The 15,555-nt window shown below is 43.0% G+C and carries 13 protein-coding genes; 5 read left to right on the forward strand and 8 right to left on the reverse strand.

What is annotated here, in order from left to right:
* Window positions 1–181: 181 nt before the first annotated feature.
* Complete coding sequence (locus H571_RS0106730) at window positions 182–1,423, forward strand: MFS transporter (RefSeq protein WP_051168198.1); 1,242 nt, start codon at window positions 182–184, stop codon at window positions 1,421–1,423.
* A gap of 29 nt (window positions 1,424–1,452) precedes the next feature.
* On the opposite strand, the gene yghU is transcribed toward H571_RS0106730, so the two are convergent.
* From yghU to H571_RS0106745, 3 genes are read right to left on the reverse strand one after another with little or no spacing between them, the layout of a single operon-like run.
* Window positions 1,453–2,286, reverse strand: coding sequence for a glutathione-dependent disulfide-bond oxidoreductase (gene yghU / locus H571_RS0106735; RefSeq protein ID WP_027848629.1), 834 nt, complete (start codon window positions 2,284–2,286; stop codon window positions 1,453–1,455).
* A gap of 14 nt (window positions 2,287–2,300) precedes the next feature.
* Complete coding sequence (locus tag H571_RS14520) at window positions 2,301–3,464, reverse strand: DUF3095 domain-containing protein (protein ID WP_051168199.1); 1,164 nt, start codon at window positions 3,462–3,464, stop codon at window positions 2,301–2,303.
* A complete protein-coding gene (locus H571_RS0106745; RefSeq protein ID WP_027848630.1) occupies window positions 3,445–4,053 on the reverse strand; it encodes a hypothetical protein in 609 nt (202 codons plus the stop codon). The genes H571_RS14520 and H571_RS0106745 overlap by 20 nt, the downstream gene beginning before the upstream one ends.
* Window positions 4,054–4,123: 70 nt before the next feature.
* Here H571_RS0106745 and H571_RS0106750 point away from each other — a divergent pair, with 70 nt between their 5' ends.
* Window positions 4,124–4,690, forward strand: a complete 567-nt coding sequence (locus H571_RS0106750) for a glutathione peroxidase (protein WP_027848631.1) — start codon at window positions 4,124–4,126, stop codon at window positions 4,688–4,690.
* On the opposite strand, the gene H571_RS14525 is transcribed toward H571_RS0106750, so the two are convergent.
* From H571_RS14525 to ppsA, 5 genes are read right to left on the reverse strand one after another with little or no spacing between them, the layout of a single operon-like run.
* Window positions 4,673–5,254 carry an IMPACT family protein gene (locus tag H571_RS14525; RefSeq protein WP_051168200.1) on the reverse strand — a complete coding sequence of 194 codons (582 nt, stop codon included), beginning with the start codon at window positions 5,252–5,254 and terminating at the stop codon, window positions 4,673–4,675. The genes H571_RS0106750 and H571_RS14525 overlap by 18 nt on opposite strands.
* A 58-nt stretch (window positions 5,255–5,312) precedes the next feature.
* A complete protein-coding gene (locus H571_RS0106760) occupies window positions 5,313–5,915 on the reverse strand; it encodes a Maf family protein (protein ID WP_245562331.1) in 603 nt (200 codons plus the stop codon).
* Window positions 5,908–7,743: a gamma-glutamyltransferase gene (gene ggt, locus H571_RS0106765; RefSeq protein WP_027848633.1), complete on the reverse strand. Its 1,836-nt coding sequence runs from the start codon at window positions 7,741–7,743 to the stop codon at window positions 5,908–5,910. Before ggt ends, H571_RS0106760 begins: the two co-directional genes overlap by 8 nt.
* 5 nt (window positions 7,744–7,748) lie before the next feature.
* Window positions 7,749–8,237 (reverse strand): ribonuclease E activity regulator RraA, encoded by a 489-nt coding sequence (gene rraA, locus H571_RS0106770; protein WP_027848634.1) that lies wholly within the window; start codon window positions 8,235–8,237, stop codon window positions 7,749–7,751.
* Between the two features lie 16 nt (window positions 8,238–8,253).
* On the reverse strand, window positions 8,254–10,626 hold the full coding sequence (ppsA, locus tag H571_RS0106775) for a phosphoenolpyruvate synthase (protein WP_027848635.1): 2,373 nt from the start codon (window positions 10,624–10,626) through the stop codon (window positions 8,254–8,256).
* 146 nt (window positions 10,627–10,772) lie between these two features.
* Between ppsA and ppsR the strand changes: the two genes are divergently transcribed.
* The 3 genes from ppsR to H571_RS0106790 all read left to right on the forward strand — a co-directional run bounded on the left by ppsR (window position 10,773) and on the right by H571_RS0106790 (window position 15,555).
* Window positions 10,773–11,603, forward strand: coding sequence for a posphoenolpyruvate synthetase regulatory kinase/phosphorylase PpsR (gene ppsR / locus H571_RS0106780; RefSeq protein ID WP_027848636.1), 831 nt, complete (start codon window positions 10,773–10,775; stop codon window positions 11,601–11,603).
* Between the two features lie 40 nt (window positions 11,604–11,643).
* Window positions 11,644–12,063: a hypothetical protein gene (locus H571_RS0106785; protein ID WP_027848637.1), complete on the forward strand. Its 420-nt coding sequence runs from the start codon at window positions 11,644–11,646 to the stop codon at window positions 12,061–12,063.
* An 87-nt stretch (window positions 12,064–12,150) separates the two neighbouring features.
* Window positions 12,151–15,555, forward strand: coding sequence for an AsmA family protein (locus tag H571_RS0106790; protein WP_027848638.1), 3,405 nt, complete (start codon window positions 12,151–12,153; stop codon window positions 15,553–15,555).

Here is a 15,555-nt window from a genome sequence, read left to right on the forward strand (position 1 = left end):
GCATTTAACTATATCGTATTTTATTTATTTATAGCCAAAGATGAATTACATGCTTTGCTGGTACTTTATTCTTAGTCAACAATCTTTTTTATCAATTGTACGAAGTCCTCATTATTCAATCAATATCTGCTATTCTAGCGCCTTCTTACACTCAGTTTTTTTAAGGTAGTTATAAGTCTGTATGTTGCCTATTACTTCTCAACGCAAAAACCCTAGCCGCTTTAGCTTTATTCTTCTTATGGTGCTAGTGGGTTTAAACCTTCGTCCAGCCTTATCCTCCCTTGCACCGCTTGTGCCACGTATCTTAAATGAAGGTGAGCTGTCTGTACTTACGCTTTCATTATTAACCACGCTTCCCGTGCTTTGCTTGGGTCTTTTTGCTCCCTTTGCTCCTTGGTTTTCACGTCGGTTAGGTTTGGAGCGTAGTCTTGCACTTGCTCTAATTATTCTTAGTGCTGGGCTGGCTTTTCGGGGTATTCCAACTGCTCTGCTGCTTTTTTTAGGTACGCTCATGGCTGGGGCTGCTATAGGTATTCTTGGCACGCTTTTACCGGCACTAGTTAAACGTGAGCTGGCTGATAGTGCTGATTTAATGACGGGCGTTTATACCATGGCGCTTTGCTTGGGTGGGGCTTTGGGTGCGGCACTTAGTATTCCCTTAGCTGATGCCTTAGGTGGTTGGTCACTTAGCCTTATGTCTTGGTCTAGCCTTGCGTTAACTTCTTTAGTTGGCTGGTGGTGGATAATGCCTCAACCTGCACCTAACGCTGAAAATAAGTCATCTAGCGGTTATGCCAAAGCTTTGTTAAGAATGCCCCTAGCTTGGCAAGTAATGTTGTTGATGGGTAGTCAGTCTTCTTTGGCTTATATTGTATTTGGTTGGCTACCAACCCTCTTGGTTAGGCAGGGTTATAGTGAAAGTGAAGCAGGTTGGCTTATGGGTGGCTCTATTATGACTCAGCTTGTTTCTGCACTAGCTGCACCTTGGATAGCAAGGTTAAGCCGAGATCAGCGCCCTGCACTTATGTTGGTTTTTTTATTAATTGCTGCGGGGCTTTTAATGCTCTTGCTTGGCTCGCCTTCCCTGCGTTGGCCAGGTGCAATACTTCTAGGTTTAGGTCAGGGTGGTTCTTTCAGTTTAGCACTTACGCTTATTGTATTGCGCAGCGGCAATGCCAAAATAGCGGGTGAACTCTCTGCGCTTGCCCAAGGTGGTGGTTACACCCTTGCAGCTATGGGGCCGCTGGTTGTTGGGCTAATGTTAGATGCGGGTATAGGAATTAAAGGCATTACTTGGTTACTGCTTACGGTACTGGCTTTTTCTGCTTCTATGGCCTTGTTAGCAGGACGCCAACTTAGGTTGGAAGTTAATAAAAACAGCAGCCTTGTTACTGTCGATTTACGTAAAAAAACCTGTACCTAGTGGGTACAGGTTTTGATTATTCTGAATAACTAGTCTAAATCACTGGCTGAATGACGCTCTAAGACTGGGTTTTCATCCCAAGGTCGGTTTACTTTTCGGCCACGTTGTACAGCGGGTCTTTCGCGAATTAACGCAGCCCAGCGCTGCACATTTTTATAGCTTTGGGTGTCTAAAAACTCTGCTGCTTCATACACATCATTATTAACCAAAGCACCATACCAAGGCCAAATAGCCATATCAGCAATGGTGTAGTCTTCGCCAGCAATATAGGTGTTTTTGGCTAGCTGCTTATCTAACACATCTAACTGACGCTTAACTTCCATTGCAAAGCGGTTAATAGGGTATTCATATTTTTCTGGTGCGTAGGCATAAAAGTGCCCAAAACCGCCACCTAAAATAGGGCCGGCACCCATTTGCCAAAACAGCCAGTTTAGGCATTCGGTACGCCCTGCTAGGTCTTTAGGAATAAAGGCATCAAATTTTTCTGCCAAATACAATAAAATAGAGCCAGATTCAAATACTCTCAGTGGTGGGTTTACGCTGGTATCAATTAAAGCAGGAATTTTAGAGTTGGGATTAACGTCTACAAAACCACTAGAGAATTGATCGCCTTCACCTATGCGAATTAAGTGGGCATTGTATTCTGCAGCAGTTATACCCTTAGCTAGCAGTTCTTCTAGCATAATGGTTACTTTTACACCATTAGGCGTACCTAAAGAATAAAGTTGTATTGGGTGCTCGCCTACTGGCAGTTCTTTATCATGGGTTGAACCAGAAACGGGGCGGTTTATATTGGCGAATTGGCCACCATTACCTTTTTCCCATACCCACACTTTAGGTGGTGTGTAACTTGAATTGCTCATGGTGTCTTTCTCCACTATTGGTTCTGTTTTAACTTTAACGTCTTGGCTGCTAAGGCATAGCCACCGTCACAACCATCAACAAAATGTAGGTGCTTTACACCCACTTGGCTAATTAAACAGGTTAGTTGTGCTGCATCACTAATATGCAGCCCATAAATAAGTGTTCCAGCTTCTTCTTGGCTAGCTAGCCAGGTTTCAAACTTTGCTAATGCAGCTTTTTTGGCTGCAAATACAATGCGAAAAGTATCATCTAATTTACGGTAATCACTGTTAAGCAAGGTATCTTCTTTATAGCGCCCCCATTTGGCTTTACCTAGGGTTAGCTTTAGTTTCATAAAAATACTACCTAGAAGATTTTGAACTCGAATATCCCATAGATTGTAAAAAAAAGTGTTATTTTTAGAAAAAGTACGTGCTTTAGTTTCAGCTTCTAGGTATTTTTTACCGTACATTAATTCTAAACCGTCAACACTTAAGGGCTGTATCTGTTCATCTTCACCAAAATACTCATGTATTTTTTGCATTAACTGTTGGTATAAATCAAGTTGCTGACTGGTTAGCTTACAAACAGCTTGAACTATTAAACTAACAGTTACATCTTGCGGGCTTACAATTCTATTCCAACGGCACTCAAAGCCTGTTAAATCGGCTTTAGCCTCACCCGCCGCCAGTTGTACGTGCCATTTGGTATTTAGCTTAATTTGTCTATCCGCTTCACTCAGCCCACCACCCACAAAAATTGCTTGGTGCAAGCTGTCGCTTTTTGCGTAGCGAGCCACTAAAACCTTCGCTTGGTTTTTAATGGCTTCATAAGGAATTAACGCTGCTCTTAGCTCTAGGTTAAAGCTTTCTTTGGCTAGCTTAATGCAGCCTCGTAAAGCCTGCTCTACCTTTTCTAAGTGTTGAGAAGGAATACAAAACGTTGCTCCATCACCCCCAAAAACATAAGGAATAGCGGTGGGTTTAACAGCATTTAAAATAGCAGCTACTGTACAGCCACCTAGGCTGTTGATATCACGGTAACGCCCTTGTTCAATGGCTGTAGTTGAGGCTTTAATATCTGTTATGACAATCCACCAGTCGCTAGGTAGTTCTTGGTAGCAATCAAGGTCTAAAACTGCTTTAAAATCATTAACTGGTGGTAAATCTTGGTAAAAATTAGGGTTGGCATAGTTCACTAGAATGTCCAAGTGCTTGTAGTTGCACTAAGTAAGATTGTTGTGGTTCTTGGGGTAGCTCACCAATATGTATGCCTGCCCAATGGCCACGCGTATTTTTTTTGGCTTCTGCTAAAGCTGAATTAGCTTCGGCTAGGTAGTTTGAATTGTGTTCGTCTAAGTCGCCTAGGTAGGTGTCTGGCCAAGCATAACCAAAGCGAATCAAAGCCAAATTACCTAAAATTTCTTGTTCAAGGTCATAAATGCTTGCCAACCAAACTTTAGAATTAAGCACTGCATCGGTTTTGACCAAAATGTGGTTACGAAAATTACCTTGAACTAGGTCGATAATGCCTAAAACAGAGCGCCTATAACCCTCTTGTTGCCTAAGTGGGGTATTAACGCCATTCAAAACCACGCAGCGCTCTTTACGGTTTTGAAAGCGTACGAGCAGGGTTTGTGCATCAACAATTTCTATCACTTCTGCCGGTACAGGTCGGCCAGTATCTTTTAGTACAGAAAAATTGGCAGTTATGGCAGGCAGGGTGTAAATTAACAGCAGCAAACCAAAGATGGAAATTAATCCAATTACCCAAAGTTTTACTTTCATTGGTTACCTCCACCTTGTTTGGTTTAACTAGTGCAGTAAATCACCTTACAATCCAACTATGCTCAGACTTATGAAACCTATTTATACCTTTTTTTTATTGCTCTTGCTTGCACCTTTTAGTCTAGTTAGTACACCAGCTTGGGCAGAACCCTCTATTTGCCCAGCGCTGTTAGATTCCACACAAAGAGAGCTTCACTCTACTGAAAGTATCGACCTATGTCAGTTTGCTGGCCAGCCTTTATTAATTGTGAATACAGCTAGTCATTGTGGCTATACTGGACAATTCAAGGGCTTAGAGGCTTTACATAAAGAATATGCTGCACGAGGCTTGGTTGTTTTAGGCTTTCCTTCCAATGATTTTAATCAAGAAGAAAAGGATGAAAGCAAAACTGCAGAGGTTTGCTTTATTAATTATGGCGTCACCTTTTTAATGCTCTCTACTAGCTCGGTGGCCAAAGGCGATTTAAATCCTGTATTTAAAGCCTTGAAAAACCTTGGTGCTCCCCTACCTCGTTGGAATTTTCATAAATACTTGATTAATGTTGATGGTGAACTGGTTGGCAGTTTTGCCAGTAAAACTGAACCTGAGTCGCCAGAAATGAAGCAAATGATAGAAGTATTACTCAAGCAGCCTTAATTGGCCTCTTACCTGCTCTGAAAAATCATCTAAAAAACACTTCAGAGCAGTTTCCTCTCCCTCAAGTTCAGCAATTACTTCATGGGTGTAGTTGATTGTTAGGCTAAGTTTTTGCTGTTCTGCTAGGTGTCTAATTAAAGACTCATGCTCAAAAGCCAAGGCTAGTTTTAGTTGGGCTGGTAGGGTTAAATCAACGTATTCAGCCTGCTGCAGCGGTTCACTAATGGCTTGACTATAAGCACGTACCAAACCACCTGCACCTAGCTTTACTCCACCAAAATAACGCACTACCGTTGCTAATACGTTATCTAGGTCTTTGTGCTGTAACACATTCAACATAGGGCTAGCGGCTGTACCTGAAGGCTCGCCATCATCCGACTGTTTAACCTGCCCTTGAGCAAGAAGTGAATAACAAACATGGGTTGCTTCTGGGTGTTTTTTGCGGAGTTCTTCTACTTTTTTTAAACCTTCTTCACTGCTTTGAATGGGTTCAACTCGCCCAATAAAGCGTGATTTTTTAATTTCTAATAGTTGCTCAACAGGGGATGCAAGGGTTTTGGACACAAAATTAACTTCCTAGCCTTTTTAGTAAAAGATGGGAGGCGTTTTTAAAAAAACAATTTTAGATAACGGTATAACCAAGCTGACGTAACTGCAAATAAACTGTTTCTAGTGGTAGGCCGACTACATTGGAATAACTTCCCTGAATGCCTGTAACAAAAGCTGCACCTAAACCTTGAATGCCATAGCCACCGGCTTTATCCATGGGCTCACCTGTTGCTACATAAGCAACAATTTCACCTTTGGTAAGTTCTTTAAAGCTAACTTCGGTAGTAATAGCAGCTTGTTGTACTTTTTCGCCTTGTAGCAGTTGTACTGCGGTAGTAACTTGATGGCTACAACCTGAAAGCTGCTGTAAAAGAGCAACAGCATGATCAAAAGATTCAGGCTTACCTAGTGGTACACCTTTTAAAACCACTTCGGTATCGGCAGCTAAAATTGGGTAGTTGGTAAACGCTTTTGGCAGGTTAGCCTTTACGGCAGTGGCTTTAGCTTCGGCTAGGCGTAAAACCCTAGCAGTACCCGTTTCTGAAGTAATAAGGCTTTCATCTAAATTGGCAGGCAAAATATGCAGTTTAACTTCTGGCATTAGCTGTAATAATAACTCGCGCCTTCGCGGTGAAGCAGAGGCTAGAACAAGGCCTGCCGGAATTTTCTTATTCACCTGCCACCCACCCTTCACGGCGCGGGTCTGCACCCCCTAAAATACCCTGAGGGGTAACTAGTAGCATTTGAATACCACTGGTTAGGTCCCTTTCTTGCAGTTGATAACCCTTGGCTTCTAAACCTGCTTTCATTGCCGCAGAAAATCCCTTAGTTTCTAGTAGGCTAGCCGTTGAGTTAAAGCTAGCCATATTGGGTAGTTCAATAGCTTCTTGCGGTGCCAGTTGCCAACCTAAGCTACCTAAAAGGGTTTTAGCAGTAAAATGAATAATGGCAGCGCCGCCGGGTGAACCTAGACTAGCAACTAGCTCATTTGCAGGATTACTAAAAACCAAGGTAGGACTCATGCTAGAACGTGGGCGCTTGCCTGCTTCTACTCGGTTAGCAACGGGCTTGCCTTGTTCATCTTCGGGCTTGAATGCAAAGTCTGTTAGCTGGTTATTTAAAAAGAAACCACCTGCCAAACCTGTACCGCCATCAACAAAAATGCGTGAACCAAAGGCTTGTTCTATGGAGCTGGTCATGGCTATTCCATTGCCTTGAGCATCTATCACACTTAAATGGCTAGTGCCGTATTCTGGCTGTTCAGGCTGAAGCGCATAACTACTTTTAAAATTTTCTGGTTTGCCTGCTTGAGCAACACCTTGAAACCCTTCGCCTATTTTGCTGGCACGTTCTTGTAAATAGGCTGGGTTAATTAAACTTAGCCAGCTATTTGCCGGTGCTTCAACAAACTCAGGGTCAGCCACATACAAGGCTCTATCAGCAAAGGCCAGGTTAGAAGCAGCTAAATACTGGTGCAAACCTTCAGCGGTATAAAAGCTTTCTTCGCTAGCTGTTGCAGGGTTTTCTACTTGATCTAGAATGCCAAGCAGTTGCATTATTGCCAGCTGACCAGACGAAGGCGGTGGAAAGCCACACACTTGGTATTCTTGCCAGTTACCACAGAGTGCTTCCCTTGCTAACGGTAGGTAATTAGCTAGGTCGGAACGCTCCATTTTGCCAGGGAGTTTGGCTTGATTAACGGCTGCAACAATGCTTTTGGCAATTGCACCATGATAAAAAGCATCAGCACCTTCTTTGGCAATTTGAGTAAATATTGCTGCCATAGCAGGGTTTTTAAGCAGATGACCAACAGGTAAGGCACTGCCATCTGGCTGATAATAATAGGCTCTTGCAGCAGGGTTATTTCTTAACTTTGGGTCTTTATCTAGTAGCAGGTGGAGTCTAGGGCTAATTGCAAAGCCTTCTTTTGCCAGTAAAATAGCAGGCTGAAATAAATCTTGCCAAGCAAGCTGCCCATGCGTTTTATGCGCGGCCTGCAGCATTTTTAATAAGCCTGGTACGCCTACACTTTTACCACTGGTTACCCCAGCCATAAAAGGAAGAGGTTTACCTTCTTCATCTAAAAACAAGTTGGGTGTTGTGGCAGCAGGTGCTGTTTCTCGACCATCCCAAGCGATTAGCTCGCCTTCTTTCCAGCTTAATAAGAAAGCACCACCACCTATACCACTCGATTGGGGTTCAACCAAGTTAAGTACTAGTTGTGCTGCTATGGCTGCATCTAAGGCATTGCCGCCAGCGGCAAGAATGCTTTGGCCGACTTCAGCAGCTAAAGGGTTGGCTGCTGCTACTGCTTGTTTGGAGTAAGTCCAACCTGGGCGGGTTAGTAAACCGCTAGCCATTTCAGGTTGTTGTTCAACTTTAGGCGTTTGTACAGCTGCCGGTTGTTTATCGGCCTTAGCTGTATCAGTGGATTCAGAACCACAGGCTGCTAAAAATACTACAGCGCTTAAGGGCAATAATAAACAACGGGCAGTGCGTAACATAACGTTTACTCAGGCATGGTTAAAGGCTCGGGAGAAGCAATAATGCCGTTATTATCAGCATAAACGTAATCACCCGGCACAAAAGTTACCCCACCAAAAGAAACGGGAATTTGGTATTCACCTACACCGCGTTTTTCTGACTTTTTAGGGTGAGTGCCTAGTGCTTGTACGCCTAAATCTAGCTCATTGATAATATCAACATCACGAATACAGCCGTACATAATGATGCCTTCCCAACCCTTGCGCATGGCTTTTTCAGCGAGCATATCGCCAAGCATAGCGCAACGGAAAGAACCGCCAGCATCGACCACCAGCACTTTGCCTGTACCGTCTTTTTCGACTTCTTCTTTAACCAAAGAATTGTCTTCAAAGCACTTAATGGTGACGACTTCGCCACCAAAAGACATACGACCACCAAGGTTATTAAAAATTGGCTCAACCACTTCAATCAGCTCTGGGTAAGCATCACATAAATCAGGTGTTACATAGTCCATTTTTAACTCCAGCTAGTTATTCAGGGGTTTGATTTGCCAACATAAACCAAGTGTCTAGCACTGCATCTGGGTTAAGTGAAACAGAATCAATACCCTGTTCCATTAACCAGCGTGCTAGGTCTGGGTGATCTGAAGGTCCTTGACCACAAATACCTACATACTTGCCCTGTTTTTTACAGGCAGTAATTGCCATAGAAAGTAGTTTTTTGACTGCTGGGTTACGCTCATCAAACAAGTGCGCCACTATGCCTGAGTCACGGTCTAAACCTAGGGTTAGCTGGGTTAAGTCGTTAGAACCAATAGAGAAACCATCAAAGTATTCTAAAAACTCTTCCGCTAGCAAAGCATTGGCTGGTAGTTCGCACATCATTATAAGTTTTAAGCCATTTTCGCCACGCACCAAGCCTTTGGTTTCTAGTAGCTCAGATACACCCTTGGCTTCACCCACAGTACGTACAAAAGGCACCATAATTTCTATATTATTTAGGCCCATTTCATCACGTACTTTCTTTAAGGCACGGCATTCTAGCTCGAAACAGTCGCGGAACTTAGGTGATAAATAACGTGAAGCACCACGGAAACCTAGCATGGGGTTTTCTTCGGCTGGCTCGTAGAGCTTACCGCCAATTAGGTTTTCATATTCGTTAGATTTAAAGTCAGACAGGCGAACAATAACGCGCTTAGGCCAGAAAGCAGCAGCTAAACTGGCAATACCTTCTACTAGCTTTTCAACGTAAAAGTCGACTGGACCGTTATAGCCTTTAATACGGCTATTTATAGTGCTTTGTAAATCGGTTGGCAGGCTATCAAATTCTAACAAGGCCTTAGGGTGAATACCGATCATGCGGTTAATAATGAATTCTAAGCGTGCTAAACCAACACCCTCGTTGGGTAAAGCAGCAAAGCCAAAGGCACGGTCTGGGTTGCCAATATTCATCATGATTTTGAAGGGGATTTTTGGCATGGCTTCGATGCTGTTAGTCAGCAATTCGTAATCTAGCTTACCTTCATAAACAAAACCCGTGTCACCCTCAGCGCAAGAAACGGTTACTAGTTGGCCGTCTTCTAAGAGCTCGGTTGCATCACCACAACCCACTACAGCAGCAATACCCATTTCACGCGCAATAATGGCAGCATGACAAGTACGACCACCACGGTTAGTTACTATGGCAGAAGCACGTTTCATTACCGGTTCCCAATCTGGGTCGGTCATATCAGTGACTAGAATATCGCCTTCTTCTACCTTGTCCATTTCATCAGGACCCGAAACAATGCGTACTCTGCCTGCACCTATACGCTGACCTATGGCACGGCCTTCTACCAAAATTTTGCCCTGTTCTTTAAGTAAAAAGCGCTCCATAACATTGCTGGAATCGCGGCTTTTCACTGTTTCTGGGCGAGCTTGCACTATATAAAGCTGTTTATCATCACCGTCTTTTGCCCATTCTATATCCATAGGGCGCTGGTAATGTTCTTCGATAATCATGGCTTGACGGGCAAGGTTCATCACTTCTTCATCAGTTAAAGAGAAGCGATCCCTTTCTGCTTTTGCTACATCAACGGTTTTAACTGACTTGGCGGTAGTGGCTGCTTCACCATAAACCATTTTAATTAACTTGCTACCCAAGCTGCGACGTAAAATAGCCGGACGACCTGCCGCCAAGGTGGGTTTGTGAACATAAAATTCATCTGGGTTAACCGCACCCTGCACTACGGTTTCACCTAAACCATAAGCACTGGTTACAAACACTGCATCACGGAAGCCGGACTCTGTATCTAGAGTAAACATAACGCCAGCAGCGCCAGTTTCTGAACGTACCATTTTTTGAATACCAGCAGACAAGGCTACACCGGCATGATCAAAACCTTGGTGAACACGGTAGGAAATGGCGCGGTCATTAAATAAAGAAGCAAAAACTTCGTGAACGGCTTGTTTTACTTCATTAAAGCCTTGAATGTTTAAGAAGGTTTCTTGCTGGCCTGCAAAAGAAGCATCAGGTAAGTCTTCAGCCGTTGCAGAAGAGCGTACGGCTACTTTTAAACCGGGGCTTTTTGCTTCTAGCTGAGCATAAGCTTCAGCTAGGGCTGTTTCTAAAGCAGGAGGGAAAGGCGTTTCTATTACCCATTGACGAATTTGCGCACCACAAACGGCTAGTGCTTTAACGTCTTCAACGTCTAATTCATCTAAGGCTTTATTGATGCGATCTGCTAAACCTTCATGTGCTAAAAATTCACGATAGGCTTCTGCAGTTGTGGCAAAACCACCGGGTACTTGCACGCCAGCATTGGCTAAGTTACTAATCATTTCACCTAGCGAAGCGTTCTTACCGCCAACCCGCTCCACGTCCTGCATACCCAGCTGGTCAAACCAGACAATATATTCACCCACAGCTGTTTTGCTCAAGACACGTCTCCAGTTAGAAAAAAGTTCACTCAATGGCTTTAGCAGTTAAAAACAGGCAAAATCAATTACCGAGTGCTAAGCCACTCTATTTTATGCAGATGATAACACGAATTAAGACGATGGAACTCCCTATGAAGCGCACCGCATTTTTCATTTCAGATGGTACTGGTATTACTGCAGAGGCGCTTGGCCGTAGCCTGCTGGCACAATTTGAAGGCATACAGTTTGAACAAATAACCAAGCCTTATATTAATACTGAAGAAAAAGCCCATGCCATAGTTCAGCTGGTTAATGCCACTGCCATTAAAGATGACGCCCGCCCTCTGCTAATAGATACCGTGGTCGATCAAACTATACGCACCATTATTAGCAAAAGTGAAGCGCTAAACATTGATGTTTTTTCATCTTTTTTAGAACCTTTAGAAGAAGAACTAAAAACACGCTCTACCTATTCGGTTGGTCAAAGCCATGGCCTTTCTAAAGCCAAAGAAGATACCTACAAAGCTAGAATCGACTCAGTACACTTTGCGCTAGACAACGACGACGGTGCACGCACCCACCACTATGATAAAGCCGATATTATTTTAATTGGCGTTTCGCGTTGTGGAAAAACCCCTACCTGTATTTATATGGCACTTCAGTTTGGTGTAAGGGCAGCCAACTACCCTATTACCGAAGATGATTTGTTAGATAGCGAATTGCCTAAAGCTCTACACCCCTACCGTCATAAATTATTTGGTTTAACCATAGAACCCGAGCGCCTTTCTTCTATACGTAATGAACGCCGTGCTAACAGTAACTATGCGTCATTAAAACAGTGCATTCGTGAGGTAGAAGAGGTAGAAAGCCTTTATAGCCGTCATAATATTGGTTTTGTCGATTCAACCCATTATTCTATTGAAGAAATTTCAACTAAAATCATGGCAGAAGCTGGCATAGAAAGACGTTTTTCGCCTAGATAATTGGTTTAAAATGTACAAAGAACAGGAAAGGAATTTAATTATGCAAAACCTAAAAAGCTGGTTGTTGAATGGCCGTATTTTACTGGTATTAGTTTTGCTAGCACTTTTTGCGGGTTGTAGTGATGATGACAAGGGTTCAACGGGTTCTAGCTGCGGAACCTGTCATAGTCCTTATGGTGAAGCTGGAGGTATAGACCTTACTAATGGTTATTACACAACAAACCCGCCTAAAATACCGTGGAATATTATCCAGACTACTGACTGCTTAGATAAACATCCATTTATACAACCAGGTGAGCCAGATAAATCCGCAATACTTATGGCTGTATCACAAGAATATGGAAACAAAAGTACACTTGGCTGCTCTTCAGCCATTGGTGTCCATGAGAATGGAAAAGCAACCCTATCTAAATCAGATGTTACTAAACTAGTTGAATGGATAGAAAATGGTGCTAGATAATTTCTACCATCTTTAGTAAATCTTTAAATAAGGGCTAAACTAAATGACCTTTGCCTCTGCTAATTAGTTGTTTAAGGAATGTAATCAATGTCACAGGAATCGCCAGCGGCTACTGATAAAAAAGCTGTAAAGCCTAAGCAGTTTTTTTTAAAACGCCCGCGCTTTTGGCTGATTAGTTTTTTTGTGCTTTTATCTTTACCGCTACTTGCGGTAGCTGGCGTTTATTTTGCGCTTAAATCTTCTTTAGTTGAAACTCAAGTTTGGCCAAGGCTACAACCCATAATTGCCGAGCAAACAGGCTTTCAGGTGGAGTTAAGCCACTTACGCATCGACTTACTTAACTCCATTCATATTAAAGGCATTCAAGTTACCCAACTGCCTGATGGCTTTTTACCTAATAATCCTTTAGCTGAAGGCTCTTTACCTAACAACCCTTTAGCTGAAGGCTCTAGCTCAACTGCTGCTAACTGCGATGGTTTTAACCTTACCTTGGCAGAAGTTGAGTTAGATTTTTCTGCTTTAGCTTTAATGGGTAAGCATTTAGAAGTTAATAAATTAGCTTTAAATGACCTACAAGCGACAGGCTGTTTATTGCTGGATTTAAATACTGATGCAGAAATTGCCGAGCTAGATGCCAGCGAAGAAGCGTTAGATATTCCTGCTTTGCTGGCTGAAATGACTGAACTACTCGATAACCCGCCTATTAGCCTTAGCTTAAAAGAGCTGGCTTTAAACAATTTTAAAATTGATTTAGAAGTAAAAGAACGCCAGCAACGCCTCCACGCAGCTTGGCAAGGCGAGTTTGATTTTTCTGCCACGGCAGTTTGGCAAGATAACGGTATAAATGCAAAGATAGCCAGCCAACTTAACTCTTTAGCACCCTTACAAGCCGCTTATAATCAACAACCTGCCTTAACGCTAGATTTAACTACCCAGCCTAGCCTGAATTTAAACCTACTGGTTGAACTCACCAAAGAACAAAATGCTTGGCAGTTTAAGCTAGCGCCAGCAAAGCTAGATTTTAGTTTGACTGACACCCAGCTAAACCTTGCACAGCAAGATGAAACTTTAAACTTTATAACCCTAGCGCTGCCCAGCTACCAGTTAAACTTGGCTTCTCAAATTAACCTACCTAATTTACAGCCAGAAAACCTAGAGGTTAGGGTTAAGCTAGAACAACAACTAAGCAATTTAAATTTACAGCTAGATGAAGACAACTATCAGTTTGAAAGCCTTAATTTGCAGCTAACCAGCCATAACGAGCCAGATGCGGTTATAGCAAAACTTTTGCTAACCCTTGACCAACTAGCCAGCGCCTTCTCTTTTCAGCCAATCGACTTTAAGCAACAGCTAAATATTGAGTTGCAGCAAGATTTATCTAATTTAAAGTTACAAGCAACGAGCCAACTTAATGAATTAAACCTAGCAGAGCTAAACCTTGGGGTAAGCAATCTACCCAGGCAGTTAAGTTTAGAACCTCAGCTTTATTTGAACCTGCCCAACCAGCTAGCCAGTATTTTGACTGAGCCTAGCCTAAAAGAACTCCCTGGTGATTTACAGCTAAACTTAACCGCTAAAACACGCTTAAACCACGGTGCAGAAAACCTCTTAACCGCTGATTTTGAAAAGCTAACTGGCTTTGTAGAACAGTCTTTAGACTTAGCGCTTAGCCAAAGCTCGCCCACCACTGAGCTAGTTATTCAGCAACCGCTATTTATAAAGCTACACGCCAGCAGTGCTTTTCCTGAATTTCAGCCTGAAATACGCCTTAGCCTTAGCTCAGAAGCCCTTCAGCACCCCCCTTTATTAAAGCCTTTGCCTTTTCATTTAGAAATAGCCAGCCAAGTAGAGGCTGGATTTAAAGCACTTAAAACTCAATTAGCCCTTCAGGTAGATAACCAGCCTTTAGCCAAGCTAGACCTACAAGCGACAGATAAACCACAGCAGCTTAATTTGAATGGCTTATTAAATTTATCGCTTAACCCCAACCTTGCAAGCTACCTAGCCGATTTAAACCCCCTTGCTGAATTGGGTCATTTGTTAGTCGATCAACAATTTCAGCTACAACTGAATCACCCCGAAGCCGATTTAATGACTCTAGCCAAGGCAGATCTTGATTTGCACAGTTTAGAAGCCCACTTAAAACACGGCCTACAGCTAGAGCAAACACCTGCTAAAAATGCACAGGTGCGTTTAGAAAAACCTTTTAAACTGCAACAAACCCTTAATTGGCGTGCTAAAGAATTTAGCCTAGCTGGTAACTACCAGTTGGCGGCTTTACAACTACCCCGAAGGTTAAATGCCGAAGATTTAAACTTTAATCTAGAAGTTACAGCCACATCAGGACTAGCACCTGAAATGCTTAGCTGGGCATTCACTAGCAAAGCCAAAAGCTTAACCTGGTTAGAAGAAACACCCGCTTTAGAATTAAGCCAGCTTTTACCCCTACACAGCCAAGGTAAAATCCACTTTAACCCCAAAAGTGAACAGCTAAGTCTTCACCAAGTTTCGCTACAGCTAGGTGAATGGTTTAAACAAGAGCTAACTGGGGAAGTACAACTAGCTAACCTAGACAAACCTAGCCTACAGCTAAACGGCACAACGCAACTTAGCCCCACTCGTCAGCTTATTCCTAATTTAGATTTAACCACCTCAGGTAGTTTAACTGCCCCTTGGCAGCTAATAGTAAATGAGGGCGAGCAGCTTTCTCTTCAGGCAGAGTTAGCGTTTAACGACTTCTCCCTCGCCTTAGAGGGTATAAATTTAGAGGGCTTGCAAGGTGCTTTAGCCATTAATGAAGAGTTAAAACTCAGCTCAAATAATAAACTCAGCTTTTTCTACCTATTAACGCCTGAAGCTTTTGAGCGAGTCGATTTTAACCAAATAGAACCCTACCTAGCTGGCAATAAAGGCTTTAGTTTTGAAAAGTTACAGCTGGGCGATCTTTCCGTTGGGCCTTTACAAGCAAGGTTTAAGGTTAATCAAAACCTGATTGAACTGCCGCAATTTAGCTTGCAACTTCTTGCTGGTGATTTAGCTGGGCGTTTTTACCTAGATATAACACCCAATGCTTGGCGTTTAGGTTTATTAAGCCGTATTTCACAGCTAGATTTACGCCTGTTACTGCCCAAAAGAGCCACCAGCGACTACACGCCTATCAGTGCTCGCACTGCGTTAGAGTTTGATTTTAATCGCCGCCTCTTGGCTGGGCGCATGGATATCACCGATATTACCCGCAGCCAGCTATTACAACTATTAGAGCTGGTTGATCCTGAATACCAAGACCCACAAATTAACAATGTTCGCTCGGCACTGCGCCTAGCCCACCCAGAATGGATAAGTGCGGTAATGCAAGATGGCCTAATGGACTTAACCTTTGGTTTATCGCTATTTAGCGAACCCCTACGCGCTCATGGCTTACCCCTTAGCCCAATTATTGAACGTTTTGGTGAAGAAGCACTGCTACTTCCTAACCAGTTACCCTTGGAGTAA

The sequence above is a fragment of the Marinospirillum minutulum DSM 6287 genome, from assembly GCF_000422325.1.
In the GTDB taxonomy this organism is placed as follows: Bacteria; Pseudomonadota; Gammaproteobacteria; order Pseudomonadales; family Halomonadaceae; genus Marinospirillum; species Marinospirillum minutulum.